This is a genomic window from Viridibacillus arenosi, from assembly GCF_001955655.1.
Lineage (GTDB): Bacteria > Bacillota > Bacilli > Bacillales_A > Planococcaceae > Viridibacillus > Viridibacillus arenosi.
The window spans coordinates 140,500-157,024 of sequence record NZ_MSPW01000007.1; the positions used below are offsets into that span (position 1 = coordinate 140,500).

The 16,525-nt window shown below is 38.1% G+C and carries 18 protein-coding genes and 1 other annotated feature; of the genes, 17 read left to right on the forward strand and 1 reads right to left on the reverse strand.

The annotated features are described in order from the left end of the window. Nucleotides 1-8 precede the first annotated feature (8 nt). The 4 genes from BK137_RS13995 to radA all read left to right on the forward strand — a co-directional run bounded on the left by BK137_RS13995 (nucleotide 9) and on the right by radA (nucleotide 5,625). Nucleotides 9-572 carry a nucleotide excision repair protein gene (locus BK137_RS13995; protein ID WP_038178997.1) on the forward strand — a complete coding sequence of 188 codons (564 nt, stop codon included), beginning with the start codon at nucleotides 9-11 and terminating at the stop codon, nucleotides 570-572. After that, nucleotides 562-1,683 (forward strand): protein-arginine kinase McsB, encoded by a 1,122-nt coding sequence (gene mcsB, locus BK137_RS14000; protein ID WP_038178999.1) that lies wholly within the window; start codon nucleotides 562-564, stop codon nucleotides 1,681-1,683. Before BK137_RS13995 ends, mcsB begins: the two co-directional genes overlap by 11 nt. Then, nucleotides 1,673-4,111, forward strand: coding sequence for an ATP-dependent Clp protease ATP-binding subunit (locus BK137_RS14005; protein ID WP_038179001.1), 2,439 nt, complete (start codon nucleotides 1,673-1,675; stop codon nucleotides 4,109-4,111). Before mcsB ends, BK137_RS14005 begins: the two co-directional genes overlap by 11 nt. Nucleotides 4,112-4,248: 137 nt before the next feature. After that, a complete protein-coding gene (gene radA / locus BK137_RS14010) occupies nucleotides 4,249-5,625 on the forward strand; it encodes a DNA repair protein RadA (RefSeq protein ID WP_038179003.1) in 1,377 nt (458 codons plus the stop codon). Nucleotides 5,626-5,667: 42 nt separating this feature from the next. Here the strand turns inward: radA and BK137_RS14015 are convergent, their stop codons facing one another. After that, on the reverse strand, nucleotides 5,668-6,330 hold the full coding sequence (locus BK137_RS14015; protein WP_038179005.1) for an acetate uptake transporter: 663 nt from the start codon (nucleotides 6,328-6,330) through the stop codon (nucleotides 5,668-5,670). 310 nt (nucleotides 6,331-6,640) lie between these two features. Between BK137_RS14015 and BK137_RS14020 the strand changes: the two genes are divergently transcribed. The 13 genes from BK137_RS14020 to nusG all read left to right on the forward strand — a co-directional run bounded on the left by BK137_RS14020 (nucleotide 6,641) and on the right by nusG (nucleotide 16,400). Next, nucleotides 6,641-7,741, forward strand: a complete 1,101-nt coding sequence (locus tag BK137_RS14020) for a PIN/TRAM domain-containing protein (RefSeq protein ID WP_038179007.1) — start codon at nucleotides 6,641-6,643, stop codon at nucleotides 7,739-7,741. A gap of 63 nt (nucleotides 7,742-7,804) precedes the next feature. Then, entirely contained in the window at nucleotides 7,805-8,494 is a 690-nt protein-coding gene (gene ispD / locus BK137_RS14025) for a 2-C-methyl-D-erythritol 4-phosphate cytidylyltransferase (protein ID WP_038179009.1), read from the forward strand. A gap of 2 nt (nucleotides 8,495-8,496) precedes the next feature. Beyond that, nucleotides 8,497-8,982: a 2-C-methyl-D-erythritol 2,4-cyclodiphosphate synthase gene (gene ispF, locus BK137_RS14030; protein WP_038179011.1), complete on the forward strand. Its 486-nt coding sequence runs from the start codon at nucleotides 8,497-8,499 to the stop codon at nucleotides 8,980-8,982. A gap of 66 nt (nucleotides 8,983-9,048) precedes the next feature. Further along, entirely contained in the window at nucleotides 9,049-10,509 is a 1,461-nt protein-coding gene (gene gltX, locus BK137_RS14035) for a glutamate--tRNA ligase (protein ID WP_038179013.1), read from the forward strand. Between the two features lie 49 nt (nucleotides 10,510-10,558). After that, nucleotides 10,559-10,782 (forward strand) — a binding site (T-box leader). A 51-nt stretch (nucleotides 10,783-10,833) separates the two neighbouring features. Further along, the gene (gene cysE / locus BK137_RS14040; protein WP_038179016.1) at nucleotides 10,834-11,481 is read left to right on the forward strand and encodes a serine O-acetyltransferase; all 648 of its coding nucleotides are present in this window, start codon (nucleotides 10,834-10,836) and stop codon (nucleotides 11,479-11,481) included. 6 nt (nucleotides 11,482-11,487) lie between these two features. Further along, complete coding sequence (cysS, locus tag BK137_RS14045) at nucleotides 11,488-12,888, forward strand: cysteine--tRNA ligase (RefSeq protein ID WP_038179017.1); 1,401 nt, start codon at nucleotides 11,488-11,490, stop codon at nucleotides 12,886-12,888. After that, complete coding sequence (locus BK137_RS14050; protein ID WP_038179019.1) at nucleotides 12,888-13,334, forward strand: Mini-ribonuclease 3; 447 nt, start codon at nucleotides 12,888-12,890, stop codon at nucleotides 13,332-13,334. The genes cysS and BK137_RS14050 overlap by 1 nt, the downstream gene beginning before the upstream one ends. Next, entirely contained in the window at nucleotides 13,312-14,061 is a 750-nt protein-coding gene (gene rlmB, locus BK137_RS14055) for a 23S rRNA (guanosine(2251)-2'-O)-methyltransferase RlmB (protein WP_038179021.1), read from the forward strand. The genes BK137_RS14050 and rlmB overlap by 23 nt, the downstream gene beginning before the upstream one ends. 10 nt (nucleotides 14,062-14,071) lie before the next feature. Further along, nucleotides 14,072-14,590: an NYN domain-containing protein gene (locus BK137_RS14060; protein ID WP_038179024.1), complete on the forward strand. Its 519-nt coding sequence runs from the start codon at nucleotides 14,072-14,074 to the stop codon at nucleotides 14,588-14,590. Between the two features lie 62 nt (nucleotides 14,591-14,652). Further along, complete coding sequence (sigH, locus tag BK137_RS14065; RefSeq protein ID WP_179078272.1) at nucleotides 14,653-15,297, forward strand: RNA polymerase sporulation sigma factor SigH; 645 nt, start codon at nucleotides 14,653-14,655, stop codon at nucleotides 15,295-15,297. Between the two features lie 86 nt (nucleotides 15,298-15,383). Next, nucleotides 15,384-15,533 carry a 50S ribosomal protein L33 gene (gene rpmG / locus BK137_RS14070; protein WP_038179187.1) on the forward strand — a complete coding sequence of 50 codons (150 nt, stop codon included), beginning with the start codon at nucleotides 15,384-15,386 and terminating at the stop codon, nucleotides 15,531-15,533. 44 nt (nucleotides 15,534-15,577) lie between these two features. Next, on the forward strand, nucleotides 15,578-15,763 hold the full coding sequence (gene secE / locus BK137_RS14075; protein WP_038179025.1) for a preprotein translocase subunit SecE: 186 nt from the start codon (nucleotides 15,578-15,580) through the stop codon (nucleotides 15,761-15,763). Between the two features lie 103 nt (nucleotides 15,764-15,866). Further along, a complete protein-coding gene (gene nusG / locus BK137_RS14080) occupies nucleotides 15,867-16,400 on the forward strand; it encodes a transcription termination/antitermination protein NusG (protein ID WP_038179027.1) in 534 nt (177 codons plus the stop codon). The last annotated feature ends 125 nt before the right edge of the window (nucleotides 16,401-16,525 follow it).

The following is a 16,525-nucleotide window of genomic DNA, read 5'->3' on the forward strand; positions in this document are numbered from 1 at the left end:
GCGAGGGTATGATTTGTGAAAACTGTAAACAAAGACCGGCCACTATCACGGTGACACAAATGAAGAATGGCAAAAAAACGACAAGGCATTTCTGTGAAGTGTGCAATAAACAACTTGATTCTTTCCATTTGAACCTCGATTTTAATGCCGATCCAATTTCAATGCATAAACTTTTTTCAAATTGGTTTGGTACACCGAGTTGGTCAGTTGCAGCACCAAATGTAAATGAGCAGAAAATGCAGGAACAGGAGAATTGTCCTGAATGCGGCATGACATACCATCAATTTTTGAACGAGGGAAAATTTAATTGCCCTGGTTGTTATGAAACTTTTAAAGAGCAGTTACCTCAGGTATTAAAACGTTTGCATAATGGAGCAGTGGAACACATTGGAAAAGTGCCAGGATCTATTAATGAGCTATACCAATTAAAAAGACAAATCGAGGCAATTCGGTTGGACATGAAAGTGGCCATAGAGGAAGAGCGGTTTGAAGATGCAGCGGCAATGCGGGATAATGTCCGTACTCTTGAAAAAAAGTTACAAGTAGGGGGTGAGTCTCAAGATGAACATTGAGCACTTTTTACACAATCCAACGACCAATTGGATGCAAGAAGAAGGACAATATGGTGATATCGTCATGAGTACTCGCATCAGGTTAGCTCGTAACTTAACAGATTTCCGTTTTCCAAGAGCTTTTTCTGATGAAGAGGCAATGCAAATTGATAAAGCTGTTTCGAATGTATTGATTGATGCAGATGATGAGGAAGAACAACATTTTCAGTTCTCTTATTTTTCATTGCATGACATGCCTGCATTACAGCGTAAAGTATTAGTAGAAAAACATTTAATCAGTCCTCAGCTTGCAGATAAAGAGAGAGTTGGATCGGTTTTGCTGTCAAAAGATGAATCGATTAGCGTAATGATTAATGAAGAGGATCATATTCGTATACAATGTTTACAGCCAGGTCTACAACTAGAAAAAGCTTATAAAAGCGCAGATCAAATTGATCGTCTATTAGAGCATCATTTACCGTATGCTTTTGATGATACATTTGGTTATTTAACAAGTTGCCCTACAAATACAGGAACGGGTTTGAGGGCGTCTATTATGATGCATCTACCTGCATTAACTATGACAAACCAAATTGGTTCTCTCATAAGTACGATGCCACGACTTGGTATGGTTGTGAGAGGAATGTATGGTGAGGGGACGGAATCGGTAGGCAATTATTATCAAATCTCCAATCAGATCACACTTGGTAAATCAGAAAAGGATATTTTATTAGACTTACAAAGTGTAACTGAACAAATTATTCAAAAAGAGACAGAAGCACGTACTGCATTAATAGAACATGCATCAATCGCTTTAGCGGATCGTCTCAATCGTTCATTGGGAACTTTACTATATGCCAGAATTTTAACGAGCGAAGAAGCAGCAAATTGTTTATCTAACGTTCGATTGGGTATATATTTGGGTATAATCCAGAATATACCTATTGCTGTTTTGAACGAATGTATGCTTTATATGCAGCCTGGCTTTTTACAACAACATGCAGGTACTACACTTCAACCAAACGAACGAGATGTGTACCGAGCAAGTTTGTTGCGAGAACGATTGCAATGCAATAGAGAATTAAAAAAAGGTCAATCTGACGAAGAGGGAGAGGATTCTTATGATGTTTAATCGATTTACTCAACGCGCACAAAAGGTGCTTCAATTGGCACAAGAAGAAGCTATTCGTATGAAACATGAATCAATCGGTACAGAGCACATTTTACTTGGCTTAATTCGTGAAGGTGGCGGTATAGCAGCTAAAGCGCTTGAAGCAATTGATATTAGCTCTGAAATGATAGAAGAAGGTATTGAGGAGCTAGTTGGTGTAGGTACAAAAGACGTTGGTCCAATCGTGCATTACACACCTCGTGCAAAGAAAGTAATCGAACTATCTGTCGATGAATCACGTAAACTAGGTCACTCTTATATTGGTACAGAGCACTTATTATTAGCCCTTATTCGTGAAGGAGAAGGCGTAGCAGCTCGTGTTTTAAACAACGCAGGAGTTAGTTTAAATAAAGCGCGCCAACAAGTGTTACAGCTGTTAGGTAGTCATGATCATGCACAAAATGCAAATAGTGCTACACAAGCTGCAAGTACACCAACTTTAGATAGCTTGGCACGTGATTTGACTCAAGTTGCAAGAGATGGCAGCTTAGATCCAGTGATTGGCCGTAGTAAGGAAATTACACGAGTTATTGAGGTGCTATCACGCCGTACTAAAAACAACCCAGTTTTAATCGGGGAACCAGGTGTCGGTAAAACGGCAATTGCAGAAGGCTTAGCTCAACAAATCGTAAACAATGAAGTACCTGAAATTTTACGAGATAAACGTGTTATGACACTTGATATGGGAACAGTCGTGGCGGGTACAAAATACCGTGGTGAATTTGAAGATCGCTTGAAAAAAGTGATGGATGAAATTCGCCAAGCAGGTAATGTTATTCTCTTTATTGATGAACTACACACATTAATTGGCGCAGGTGGAGCAGAAGGTGCTATTGATGCATCGAATATCTTGAAGCCATCTCTAGCGCGTGGGGAATTACAATGTATCGGTGCTACAACATTGGATGAATATCGTAAATACATTGAAAAGGATGCAGCATTGGAGCGCCGTTTCCAACCAATTCAAGTCGATGAACCAACTGTTGAAGAAGCCATACTAATTATTAAAGGTTTACGTGATCGCTACGAAGCGCATCATCGTGTGAAAATTACGGATGAAGCCATTGATGCGGCTGCGAAAATGTCCGATCGTTATATTTCGGATCGTTTCTTACCAGATAAGGCTATTGATTTAATTGATGAAGCGGGATCAAAAGTAAGGTTGCGTTCTTATACAACTCCTCCAAACTTAAAAGAACTTGAGCAAAGACTAGAAGCGATTCGATCAGAGAAAAACGCATCTGTTCAAAGTCAGGAATTTGAAAAAGCGGCTTCGCTTCGCGATACTGAACAAAAATTAAAAGAAGAATTAGAATCTACAAAGAAAACGTGGAAAGAAAAGCAAGGTAAAGAAGAATCCAAAGTAACTGTTAATGACGTGGCCGAAGTAGTTTCTGTGTGGACGGGGATACCGGTATCGAAGTTAGCACAAGAGGAATCTGCTAAATTGCTAAACCTTGAAGAAGAGTTGCACAAACGCCTTGTTGGTCAAACTGAGGCAGTTGAAGCCATCTCTAGAGCAATCCGCCGTGCACGTGCAGGGTTAAAAGATCCGAAGCGTCCAATCGGTTCATTTATTTTCCTTGGACCAACTGGTGTTGGTAAAACAGAACTTGCTCGTGCATTAGCAGAAGTAATGTTTGGTGATGAAGATTCTATGATCCGAGTTGATATGTCTGAGTACATGGAAAAACATTCGACTTCGAGACTTGTTGGCTCACCTCCAGGATATGTAGGATTTGAAGAGGGCGGTCAGTTGACAGAAAAAGTCCGTCGTAAACCATATTCAGTTATTTTACTTGATGAAATTGAAAAGGCACATCCAGATGTTTTCAATATTCTATTACAAGTATTAGAAGATGGTCGTTTAACAGATTCTAAGGGACGCGTAGTAGACTTTAGAAATACAGTTGTTATCATGACATCAAACGTAGGTGCTTCAGAACTTCAATATAGAAAATCACTCGGTTTTAGCTCAGCTAATGCAAAAGACATACACAAAGATAATAAGAGTGTTACAATGTCAGAATTGAAAAAAGCATTCCGCCCTGAGTTCTTAAATCGTATTGATGAGATGATTGTCTTCCATGCATTGCAAAAAGAAGAATTAACGAAAATCGTTGCACTAATGGCAAAACAATTGACAAAACGTTTGCAAGAACAAAATATCGAACTAGAGTTAACTGACGCAGCTTTAGATAAAATCGCTAAAGAAGGCTATGATCCACAGTATGGTGCTCGTCCTTTACGTCGAGCAATACAAAAACATGTGGAAGACCGTTTATCTGAAGAGATTTTAAAAGGAACAGTGCTAACAGGTCAGCGTGTCATTTTCGATGTTGAAAACGATGAGTTTGTTGTAAATATTAAAGAGTTTGTAACAAAATAATTCATTCTAACGATGAAATTGTGTAGTTAGCTACTTAGTTCATCAAAGGTCTGAAAAAGCAGGGCATTCCGAACAACATGTTTGGAGTGCCTTGTTTTATAATAGAGAGAACAATAGAAGTATTAGTGGGAGGAAATATGGTTAAAAAGAAAACGAAATTTTTATGTAATTCTTGTGGCTATGAATCACCAAAATGGATGGGAAGATGTCCTGGGTGCGGTGAATGGAATAAGATGGTGGAAGAAGTAGAAGTCATTTCTAAAGGACCTAGAGGAGCGTTCCAGCACTCATCAAGTACTTCTCAAAAGGCTATGCCAATTATTTCGATTGAGACAGAAGATGCACCTAGAGTTGAAACGGAACTAAATGAGTTAAATCGTGTACTTGGTGGAGGAGTAGTGCCAGGTTCTTTAGTGTTAATTGGTGGCGACCCTGGAATCGGTAAATCCACACTACTTTTGCAAGTTTCGGCGTTGCTTTCTAATAAAGGTCATAGGGTACTCTATATTTCAGGTGAGGAATCTATTCGCCAAACAAAATTACGTGCAGAGCGACTAGGTGTGAAGTCAGCTGAGTTATATATTTACTCTGAAACGAATTTGGAGTTTTTAAATCAAACAATAGAGGAAGTTCAACCAAAGTTTGTCATTGTTGACTCCATTCAAACCGTACATCATCCAGAAGTAACTTCTGCACCAGGTAGTGTATCACAAGTGCGTGAATGTACTGCTGAGTTAATGCGAATTGCTAAGACAAAAAATATTGCTATTTTTCTTGTTGGACATGTAACGAAAGAAGGGCAAATAGCAGGTCCACGTATTTTAGAACATATGGTAGATACGGTTCTTTATTTTGAAGGAGAGCGTCATCATACGTATAGAATATTACGTAGCCAAAAAAACCGTTTTGGATCAACGAATGAAATTGCCATCTTTGAAATGCTACAGGGTGGTTTAAAAGAAGTATTAAATCCTTCTGAATTGTTCTTGCAAGAACGTTCGCAAGGGGCTGCGGGTTCTAGTGTCGTTGCCTCTATGGAAGGGACACGCCCAATACTGGTTGAGATCCAAGCTTTAGTGACACCTTCAAGCTTCAACTATCCGAAACGTATGGCTACAGGCATTGATCAGAATCGTGTATCCTTGTTGATGGCAGTACTTGAAAAACGTATGGGTATGTTGTTACAAGCTCAAGATGCATATATTAAAGTAGCAGGTGGCGTAAAATTAGATGAACCGGCAATCGATTTAGCAGTCTTAACAAGTATTGTTTCAAGCTATCAGGACCGTGCTGTGAGTGCAGGAGATTGTATTATTGGTGAAGTAGGTTTAACAGGTGAAGTGCGTCGTGTATCACGTGTGGAGCAGCGTGTTCAAGAAGCTGCAAAGCTAGGCTTTAAACGAGCTATTGTTCCTGCTTCTAACATAGGGGGTTGGGATTATCCAGCGGGTATTGAAGTAGTTGGGGTAGAGACGGTAAACGAGGCGCTGAAACTTTGCTTCCGCGATTTATGATGTAGTGAAATGAAAGCGACAACCAAAAGGTTGTCGCTTTTTCTAAAATGTTTGGTTATTTGTTTGTAAGTGAGCGGTTTTTTCTTTTTCTACTGGTTTAGTAATAATTCCGAAAGGTTTACCTAAAGGTAAAAATTCGAAACCAAAATGTTTGTTCAAAACATTTGCACCAGCACCGTATAAAGATAGGATTGCAATGCCAAACTCAGAATAAGCTGCTAGAAGGTGCATGCCGTGTTCCATGATGCCAAGAGAACTTAGTGATAAGCCAACAAATAAAAAATTGATTAAGAAGAAAATGAAAAATAGTACTTTATTTGTTTCTAATGCACCAATGGTCATGAATATTGTAAAAACAAGGTACCCTATGTATACGAACCCTAATTGATGTACATCAGCACTTTCTTGTAACGTTAATCCAAAAGTTCCAGATTGAACAAACCAAGAAGTAGCCACTGCCATCCAAAAAAGTCCATAAGCTCCGAAAGCAGTAGTACCGAATGTATTATTATGTTTAGAATCTAGTATAGAGGCATAAAATTGTGCGATACCGCCTAAGAATATTGCCCAGGGAATGACTAGACCCACACCTTCAGTCCACCCTAATTTTTGAGATGAGGCTACAAGTGTAACGATGGCTAGTCCAAAAAGTCCGATGCCTGATGGGTCTGCAGTTGTTATTTTAATATTTTTTGTTTGATTCATAACAATCCTCCTGTTTTGCGTTGTGAATTTTCTCGAATATGAAGATTGTAACCGATTTCAAGAAATGTGACATAACGATGTCACATTTGACTAAAGGATGGTCATTAACAAGAGGGATTTCTGTTGTAAAGAGCATATTTTGTTTAATTTATAAATTAAGTTTTTTGTGTAAAAAGTTGTTTTTTCTAGATGATTGAAAATGAAAAGTAGAAAAAACAAGCAATTAAAATGATTTGAATTGTCCAAGGGGTTTGCCGAGCAAATAAAAGGGAAACTATGTATAATTAAAACTATAAAGGAGGTGTTCATTTTGTTGAAAATAGTTATTCAAGTTGCTTTCTTATTTATCGGAGGTACGTTGGGTTTATTATTTTTACCGCCATTATACGAATTCATTCATTTATCCTCAAACCCATGGCTAAATAATCCATATGTGTCAGTTACAATTGGCGCATTCATTTTATTTGGATTTTCATTTTTATTTTCCGATTCATGTGTCCGTTTTATTCGTTGGATGGAAGACAAGTTATTGAAAGCTCCAGTTGGTGATTTGTTATTTGGCACATTAGGTTTGATTGTAGGATTAATTGTGGCGTATTTTGTTGGGTTTTCGATTGATAGTATACAACTTCCGGTCATTACGACAGTTTTACCGATATTGTTATCTATTGTTCTTGGGTATTTAGGGTTTCAGGTAGGTTTTAAAAAACGTGATGAATTACTTCATGTGTTTTCCGCAGCAAGAGCAAATAATTTAGCTAAAAAGAAAAGTTCTGATGAAGTTGCTTCAGAAACACCAGCAACTGCTTATAAACTACTAGATACGAGTGTTATTATTGATGGGCGTATTGCTGATATTTCGAGAACTGGTTTTATAGAAGGTACATTAGTCGTTCCGCAGTTTGTGTTAACAGAATTACAACATATTGCAGATTCTTCAGATACACTTAAACGTACCCGCGGTCGTCGAGGTCTTGATATTTTAAGAACTTTACAGGATGAACGGGCAACGGATATTTTGATTACAGAAGTTGATTTTGATGATATTCAAGAAGTGGATTTAAAATTAGTTCGTTTAGCTAAAAAAATGAGTGGTCAGATTTTAACTAACGACTTTAATTTAAATAAAGTATGTGACCTCCATAATGTGGCTGTTCTGAATATTAATGACTTAGCCAATGCTGTAAAACCTGTAGTTATTCCAGGTGAAGAAATGCATGTAGTTGTTATCAAGGATGGTAAGGAACACAATCAGGGTGTGGCTTATTTAGATGATGGTACAATGATTGTCGTTGAGGAAGGGAAATCCTATATTGGGCAAGCAATTGTAGTCGTAGTGACAAGTGTTTTACAAACTTCTGCTGGTCGTATGATTTTTGCAAAACCAAAAAGTGGCGGTAAAGTAGCATAATAGAAAACAAAAAGAGACAGGGCAATTTGCCTTGTCCTTTTCCATGAGTAGGACGTGAAAATTTTGAAGCAATATGACGTTATTTTGCCTGCAGCCGGTAGCGGTAAGCGTATGGGTGCGGGACATAACAAATTGTTCTTAGAACTACGTGAAAAGCCAATATTAATCCACACACTGGAGGTCTTTGAACAAGACTCTGCATGTAAGGGAATTTGGTTAGCGGTAAAACCTGAAGAACGAGAATATATCCAATCGCTCCTTGTGAAATATAATATTAAAAAAGTTAAAGCATTACCGGATGGCGGAGCAGAACGCCAAGATAGCGTGTATTCTTGTGTTAAAAAAGTAGAAGATGGTGAAATTGTACTCGTTCATGATGCTGCTAGACCGTTTATCACAATTCCGGTTATTCACAAGCTAGTAGAGGCTGCAGAAGAGAAGGGTGCGGTAATTGCTGGTGTGCGTACAAAGGATACGATGAAAAAAGTTGAAAATGGTGTCATAGTTGAGACGGTAGATCGTTCTAACTTATGGATGATTCAAACACCTCAAGCATTTCAGTTTACAATTTTACAAGAAGCAGAAAATGCGGCTGAGAAGGATCAATTTTTAGGAACCGATGAGGCTATGTTAGTCGAACGTTTAGGTCAGGTTGTACATATCGTTGAAAGTAGCTACGATAACGTTAAAATAACAACAAAAGAAGATTTAATATTTGGAGAGGCGATTTTAAGCCAACGTATAGGAGGATAACTATGTTTCGAGTAGGACAAGGGTTTGATGTACACGCATTTGAAGAAGGTCGACCATTAATTATCGGAGGTATTACAATTCCTCATGAAAAAGGTTTAGTAGGTCATTCGGATGCTGATGTTTTATTACACACAATAACGGACGCTGCTTTGGGGGCAATCGGAGAAGGGGATATCGGTCGTCATTTCCCAGACACAGATCCTGCATTTAAAGATGCTGACTCAGCAAAGTTATTAGAATATATTTGGGAAATCGTTGAAAGTAAAGGATATGTACTTGGTAATGTAGATTGCACAATCATGGCACAACGACCTAAAATGGCACCATATATTGAACCTATGCGTAATCGAATTGCGGAACTCTTAAATGCAGAACCGGATCAAGTAAATGTCAAAGCAACAACTACTGAAAAATTAGGATTCACAGGTCGCGAAGAAGGAATTGCTTCAATGGCAACCATTTTACTAATAAAAAATGACTTCCTTTAAATTTTAAACTTGCAGTGGTAAAATGAACGAAGTGAATTTTTGCAGGAAAACTAGGAGGATTATATCATGACTAAAAAAGTTCGTGTTCGTTATGCACCAAGCCCAACAGGACATTTACACATTGGTGGCGCACGTACAGCTTTATTTAACTACTTATACGCAAGACACCATAACGGAGATTTTATCGTTCGTATTGAAGATACAGATATCGAGCGTAATATCGAGGGTGGCGAAGCTTCTCAATTAGATAACTTAAAATGGTTAGGTTTGGAGTATGATGAATCAGTTGATATCGGTGGACCTTATGCGCCGTATCGCCAAATGGAGCGTTTAGACATCTATCGTGACCATGCTCATCAATTAATTGAAAAAGGTATGGCTTATAAATGCTTCTGTACATCAGAAGAATTAGAAGCTGATCGTGAAGTACAAAAGTCAAATGGTGTAGCTGCTCCAATGTACAATGGGAAATGCCGTCATTTATCTGCTGAAGAAGTTGCAGCAAAAGAAGCTGCTGGTGAAGCGTTCACAATCCGTATGCGCGTTCCTGAGGGAGTTACATACAAATTCGATGATTTAGTTCGAGGTGAGGTATCGTTCGAATCTAAAGATGTTGGTGATTGGGTACTAGTCAAAGCAAATGGAATTCCAACATATAACTATGCAGTTGTATTAGATGATCACTTCATGGAAATGACTCATGTATTCCGCGGTGAAGAGCATTTATCAAATACACCGAAACAATTAATGATTTTTAATGCGTTTGGTTGGGAAGCTCCAAGTTACGGTCATATGACTTTAATTGTTAATGAAAATCACAAAAAATTATCAAAACGTGATGAATCTATTATCCAATTTGTTTCGCAATATCGCGATCTTGGTTATTTACCAGAAGCGATGTTTAATTTCTTCGGTTTATTAGGCTGGTCACCAGAAGGCGAAGAAGAAATCTTCTCTAAAGAAGACTTCATCCGCCTATTTGATGAAAAACGTCTTTCAAAATCTCCATCTATGTTTGATAAACAAAAATTAACGTGGATGAACAACCAATATATTAAAAAATTATCTCAAGAAAAAGTAGTAGAACTGGCATTACCTCATTTACAAAAAGCAGGTCTATTACCAGCTGAGTTAACTGAAGAACAACATGCTTGGGCATCTGATTTGATCGGCCTCTATCATGAACAAATGAGCTTCGGTGCTGAAATTGTTGAGTTATCTCAATTGTTCTTTACGGAGGAACTTGCATACAATGAAGAAGAAAGAGAAATATTAGCCGGTGAACAAGTTCCAGAAGTAATGGCTTCATTCAAAGTACAATTAGAGGCTTTAGAAGAATTCGAACCAACGGCTATTAAAGCAGCGATTAAAGCAGTGCAAAAGGAAACTGGTCACAAAGGTAAAAACCTATTCATGCCAATCCGTGTGGCTACAACAGGTGAAATGCATGGTCCAGAACTTCCAAACTCAATAGCATTACTAGGTAAAGAAACTGTCATTAAACGTGTCGAACAATTTATCAAGTAATTTAGTTTGCTTTTTTCCAGCTTCATTGTAAAATGGAGCTACTATCGATAAAAAAGCGTTGAAGAGGAGAAGTATGTAGAGCAAGCTCTTTAGAGAGGACCATCACCGGCTGAAAGTGGTCTGAGCCAATGTAATACAGAAATGCACCTCTGAGCACTAAGCTGAACTTTAAGTAGGCTTAGTCGGTAAGTCACCGTTATAGACTTTAAGCGGGAAGTATTTCTTTAGATGCTTCCAACCAGAGTGGAACCGCGCATATCCAGCGTCTCTGTCCTATAGGGCAGAGGCGTTTTTATTTTGAAAAAAGAGGGGAGCTTTGAATATATGTTCAAAACTATAAGGGAAGATGTTGCGACGATTTTTGAAAATGATCCTGCTGCACGAAGCACCTTGGAAGTTGTGCTAACTTATTCTGGTTTGCATGCGGTTTGGGGACACCGCATCGCACATGCTTTTTACAAGAGGAAATTTTACTTTATGGCACGTTTTATCTCTCAGGTAAGTAGATTTTTCACTGGGATTGAAATTCATCCAGGTGCCAAAATCGGTCGCCGTTTCTTTATTGACCATGGAATGGGTGTTGTTATTGGAGAGACATGTGAGATTGGCAATGACGTTACCTTATATCAAGGGGTTACACTTGGTGGTACAGGAAAAGAGAAAGGGAAACGTCACCCAACACTAGAAGATAATGTACTTGTTGCAACGGGTGCAAAGGTGCTTGGTTCAATAACGATTGGTGCAAATAGCAAAATTGGTGCAGGTTCTGTTGTGTTAAAAGCTGTACCACCCAATGCTACAGTAGTTGGCATTCCAGGGAAAATTGTCATTCAAGACGGTATCAAAGTAGAGAAGAAACAAAAACTAGATCATCAAAATATTCCAGATCCAGTAGAAGATCGTTGTTCTACGTTAGAACGGAAAATAGAAGAACTCCAACAACAGATTGGACTAAGCAAAAAGGAGATGTAAATTACAATGGGTGTTCAAATTTTTAACTCATTAACTCGACAAAAAGAGGATTTCGTACCACTTGAAGAAGGAAAAGTGAAAATGTATGTATGTGGTCCTACTGTTTATAACTACATTCATATCGGGAATTCTCGTCCTGTAATTGTATATGATACAGTGCGCCGTTACTTAACTTATAAAGGTTTTGAAGTTACGTATGTATCAAATTTCACTGATGTAGACGATAAAATTATTAAAGCGGCAAATGAACTTGGTGAAGATGTATCAGATTTAACAAATCGCTTTATTCAAGCTTATTTTGAGGATATTACAGCATTAGGTTGCCAAAAAGCAGATTCACATCCACGTGTTACGGAGCATATGGATCAAATTATTGAATTTATCGCTGTTTTAATTGAAAAAGGTTATGCTTACGAATCTCAAGGGGATGTTTATTATCGTCCGCGTAAATTTGAAGGCTATGGAAAACTTTCTCATCAGTCTGTAGATGATTTGAAAGTTGGTGCCCGCATCGAAACTGGTGACAAAAAAGAAGATGCTTTGGACTTTGCTCTTTGGAAAGCCGCTAAACCAGGTGAAATCTTCTGGGAAAGTCCATGGGGCCAAGGTAGACCTGGCTGGCATATTGAATGTTCTGTAATGGTACATGAGCATTTTGGTGATACTATTGACATCCACGCAGGTGGGCAAGATTTAACATTCCCACACCATGAAAACGAAATAGCTCAATCTGAGGCATATACAGGTAAGCAATTTGCGCGTTACTGGATGCATAATGGCTATATTAATATTGACAACGAAAAAATGTCTAAGTCCCTTGGCAACTTCATTCTTGTAAATGATATTCGCAAGCAAATTGACCCTCAAGTTTTAAGGTTCTTTATACTATCAGTACACTATCGCAACCCAATTAACTTTGCGCAAGATTTAGTAGAAGCTGCAGCTGCAGGATTAGAGCGTATCCGTACTTCTTACAACAACTTGCAACATCGACTAACTGCAACAGCTAATTTAGGAGAAGAAAAAGACGAGTGGTTAGCAAATATTGCTGAAGTAAAAGAACAGTTTGAAATTGCTATGGATGATGACTTTAACACTGCGAATGCAATTGCGGCGCTATTTGAGTTATCAGCAACTGCCAATAAATATTTACTTGAACAAAATACGAATGAAGAAGTATTGACGAAATTTGCTGATACTTTACGTACGTTAGCTGATGTGCTCGGAATTGAATTAGACGTAGCAGAAGAACTACTTGATGAAGAGATCGATGCGCTTATTGAAGAACGTATACAAGCGCGTAAGGATCGTAACTTTAAACGTGCTGACGAAATTCGTGATCAACTAAAAGAGATGAATATTATTTTAGAGGATACACGCCAAGGCATTAGATGGAAACGAGGTTAATGGCAGTGGGTGAGCTTCGTAACCAAGATGTAAAACAGTTAAATGCATTGGCGCTGGCGTATATGGGAGATGCTGTACTGGAAATCGCGGTACGTGAGCATCTATTACGCTCTGGACGCGTCAAACCGAATATTCTTCATAAAGAGGCAACGCATTATGTATCTGCAAAGGCTCAGTCAAGTGTCATTCATCGAATGATGGATGAAGAGTTTTTTTCAGAAGAAGAAATGGCAGTCCTAAAACGCGGTCGAAATGCAAAATCTGGTTCGGTACCAAAGAATACCGATGTCCAAACATATCGTTATAGTTCTGCGTATGAAGCTGTAATTGGCAGCTTATATTTAACAGGTCAAATGGATCGGGTAAATGAAATAATTCAATATACAATTGATATCATTGAAGAATCAAAAGGAGTATCAAAGAATGACGGAAGAACAGTCAAATGAGATGATTGCCGGGAAGAACCCGGTATTAGAGGCACTTCGTGCAGCAAGAGAGATGAATAAAATTTGGATTGCAGAAGGTGTTCAGCACGGTAGCTTGACAGAACTTCTTGCATTAGCTAAAGAACAAGGAATTATCGTGCAATTCGTACCGAAGAAAAAATTAGATCAGTTAACAGATGCTAATCACCAAGGGATAGTGGCATCTGTTGCTGCTTATAAATATGCTGAATTAGATGACTTATTTAAATTGGCAGAAAGCCGTGGTGAAGATCCATTTTTCCTTATTCTTGACGAATTAGAAGACCCACATAATTTAGGTTCTATTATGAGAACTGCGGATGCTGTGGGAGCACATGGCATTATCATTCCAAGACGTCGAGCAGTAGGTTTGACTGCTGTTGTAGCGAAAGCATCTACAGGTGCGATAGAACATATTCCAACTGTACGTGTCAATAACCTTTCGCAAACAGTAGATGAGTTGAAAAAACGCGGTGTCTGGATCGCGGGAACAGACGCAAAAGGCTCAGCCGACTATCGTAAAATGGATGCGACTTTGCCACTAGCTGTCATTATCGGCAGTGAAGGAAAAGGTATGAGTCGTTTACTAACGGAAAAATGTGATTTCCTGTATAATTTACCAATGGTTGGTCATGTAACATCGCTAAATGCATCTGTAGCGGCTGCTTTATTGATGTACGAAGTATTGCGTAAACGCCAAGAAGTTTAAGGTGAATGCCATGAATATACTGTTGGTTGATGGTTATAACATTATTGGTGCTTGGGAAGAACTCAGAAAATTAAAAGAGCAAAGGCTAATAGATGCGAGAGACCGACTGGTAGAAATGATGGCAGAGTATAAGGCGTATTCTGGCTGGCGCGTCATTGTTATCTTTGACGCGTATCTCGTGCCGGGAATTGAAACAAAAAACGTGCAGCATGACGTAGAAGTTATTTATACAAGGGCTAAAGAAACTGCGGATGAAAGAATTGAAAAGCTCACTGCTTCTTTAATTAGTAAAAGGGTTCGTATTTATGTAGCGACATCTGATATGACAGAACAAAATGTCATTTTCGGGCATGGGGCATTAAGAAAATCTGCTAGAGAATTAGAAATTGAAATGCAATCTACGCAATCTAAAATCACGCAAACCGTAAGAGATATTCAAGTGCAAAAGCCCAGCTCTAAGATACAATTAAGAGATGATATTGCTGCAAAGTTTGAGTTATGGCGAAGAGGAAATAAAATGAATGATTGACTCATATTTTCCAATTCCGTTATACTGTTTTTAACAATGCTAGCGCAATTGGAGTGATACTATTGATTATTAGCGATCATTTACACTTGAAGCAGCAACAACAATATGAGCAATATACCGACGAAGAGCTAGTGGGAATGGTCCATAGTGGTGATAGTGAAGCGTTAGACTTCCTCATTACGAAGTATAAATCATTCGTTCGTATGAAAGTGAAGTCGTATTTTCTCATTGGTGCTGATAAAGAGGATATTGTGCAAGAAGGTATGATTGGACTTTATAAGGCTATTCGCGATTTTAGAGGAGATAAGTTATCTTCTTTCAAAGCATTTGCGGAACTTTGTATTACACGTCAAATCATCACTGCAATAAAAACTGCAACTAGACAAAAGCATATTCCACTTAATTCATACATCTCATTGGACAAACCAATTTTTGATGAAGAATCCCAGCGCACATTAATGGACGTGTTAACGGGTTCAGTTGTCGACGATCCAGAGGAGCTTATCATTCATCGTGAAGAATTTAGCTACATGGAAGAAAAAATTGGCGAAATATTAAGTGATCTCGAACGTCAGGTGTTGGCACTCTATTTAGATGGACAATCTTATCACGAAATTTCTGCTGAATTGAACAGGCATGTGAAGTCGATTGACAATGCCCTACAACGCGTAAAACGGAAATTAGAACGGCATTTAGATATTGAATGATTGCAAGAATGCTAGCTGTAGGCAAGTTGACAGTATTTGTGATAGGTGTTAGTCTTTATAAGGACAAATGCCGAAAAGGTGATAAAATGGCAAAAAAAGTCGTGCTTAGCTGTGAAAAGTGTGGTTCAAGAAACTATTCACTTCCTGCATCTAAAGACAGTGCAACTGCAAGGATGGAACTGAAAAAATATTGTTCTCACTGTAATGAACATACATTACATAAACAAACTAGATAATACGATTCGCTTTGTATATATGATTTTATTCGGGGGTTAGTTAGATGGGTAAGATTAGTAACTTTTTCCGCGGTGTTATGTCGGAAATGCAAAAAACAAGCTGGCCTAAGCGTAAAGAACTTACGAAATACACAATTGTTGTTATTTCAACTTTACTTTTCATGGCTGCATTTTTCATGTTAGTAGACTTAGGTATTTCTAAATTATTCCGCATGTATTTGGATTTATGATTGAATTAATGTTAATATTTTTGAAATGGCCCGTGAATGATCTGTAACGGGTTTTTTCATTTGCCTTTAGCGAAGGAGGGAAGGACGAGTAGTCCTATCTATTATGGAAAAAAATTGGTATGTAGTTCATACTTACTCTGGTTATGAAAATAAAGTTAAAGCAAACCTAGAAAAACGTGTTGAAACAATGGGTATGCAAGATAAAATTTTCCGAGTTATCATTCCTGAACAACAAGAGACGGAAGTTAAAGATGGCCGCAAAAAAGAATATATGCGTAAGACATTCCCTGGTTATGTACTAGTGGAATTAATCATGACAGACGATGCATGGTACGTAGTTCGTAATACACCAGGTGTTACTGGGTTTATTGGTTCATCAGGCGGTGGAGTAAAACCTACACCATTATTACCTGAAGAAGTTGAATTCATCCTTAAACAAATGGGTATGCAAGAAAAATCACTTGAAATCGATTTCTCTATTGGCGATTTAGTTGAAGTGTTAGAAGGACCGTTTGCACATTTCCAAGGTAAGGTCGAAGAGATTGTTGCTGATAAAGGAAAAGTCAAAGTAACTATTGATATGTTCGGTCGTGAAACTAAAATGGAATTAGACTACGATCAAGTGTTAAAAGTATAATTGACAATTATACTTGCCTTAGAATGTTAAAAGTGATATTATTTCTAAGGTCAGACTGTCAATTTATTATGGACTGGCATTTTTATTTTTAATGTTATCGGAATAAGCCGACAGACAGATATTGA

Excerpts from the sequence above, each read along its gene's own strand:
- BK137_RS13995 (WP_038178997.1), top strand. The coding sequence starts at position 9 with ATGATTTGTGAAAACTGTAAACAAAGACCGGCCACTATCACGGTGACA.
- mcsB (WP_038178999.1), top strand. The coding sequence starts at position 562 with ATGAACATTGAGCACTTTTTACACAATCCAACGACCAATTGGATGCAA.
- BK137_RS14005 (WP_038179001.1), top strand. The coding sequence starts at position 1,673 with ATGATGTTTAATCGATTTACTCAACGCGCACAAAAGGTGCTTCAATTG.
- radA (WP_038179003.1), top strand. The coding sequence starts at position 4,249 with ATGGTTAAAAAGAAAACGAAATTTTTATGTAATTCTTGTGGCTATGAA.
- BK137_RS14015 (WP_038179005.1), bottom strand. The coding sequence starts at position 6,330 with ATGAATCAAACAAAAAATATTAAAATAACAACTGCAGACCCATCAGGC.
- ispF (WP_038179011.1), top strand. The coding sequence starts at position 8,497 with ATGTTTCGAGTAGGACAAGGGTTTGATGTACACGCATTTGAAGAAGGT.
- gltX (WP_038179013.1), top strand. The coding sequence starts at position 9,049 with ATGACTAAAAAAGTTCGTGTTCGTTATGCACCAAGCCCAACAGGACAT.
- cysE (WP_038179016.1), top strand. The coding sequence starts at position 10,834 with ATGTTCAAAACTATAAGGGAAGATGTTGCGACGATTTTTGAAAATGAT.
- cysS (WP_038179017.1), top strand. The coding sequence starts at position 11,488 with ATGGGTGTTCAAATTTTTAACTCATTAACTCGACAAAAAGAGGATTTC.
- BK137_RS14050 (WP_038179019.1), top strand. The coding sequence starts at position 12,888 with ATGGCAGTGGGTGAGCTTCGTAACCAAGATGTAAAACAGTTAAATGCA.
- rlmB (WP_038179021.1), top strand. The coding sequence starts at position 13,312 with ATGACGGAAGAACAGTCAAATGAGATGATTGCCGGGAAGAACCCGGTA.
- BK137_RS14060 (WP_038179024.1), top strand. The coding sequence starts at position 14,072 with ATGAATATACTGTTGGTTGATGGTTATAACATTATTGGTGCTTGGGAA.
- rpmG (WP_038179187.1), top strand. The coding sequence starts at position 15,384 with ATGGCAAAAAAAGTCGTGCTTAGCTGTGAAAAGTGTGGTTCAAGAAAC.
- secE (WP_038179025.1), top strand. The coding sequence starts at position 15,578 with ATGGGTAAGATTAGTAACTTTTTCCGCGGTGTTATGTCGGAAATGCAA.
- nusG (WP_038179027.1), top strand. The coding sequence starts at position 15,867 with ATGGAAAAAAATTGGTATGTAGTTCATACTTACTCTGGTTATGAAAAT.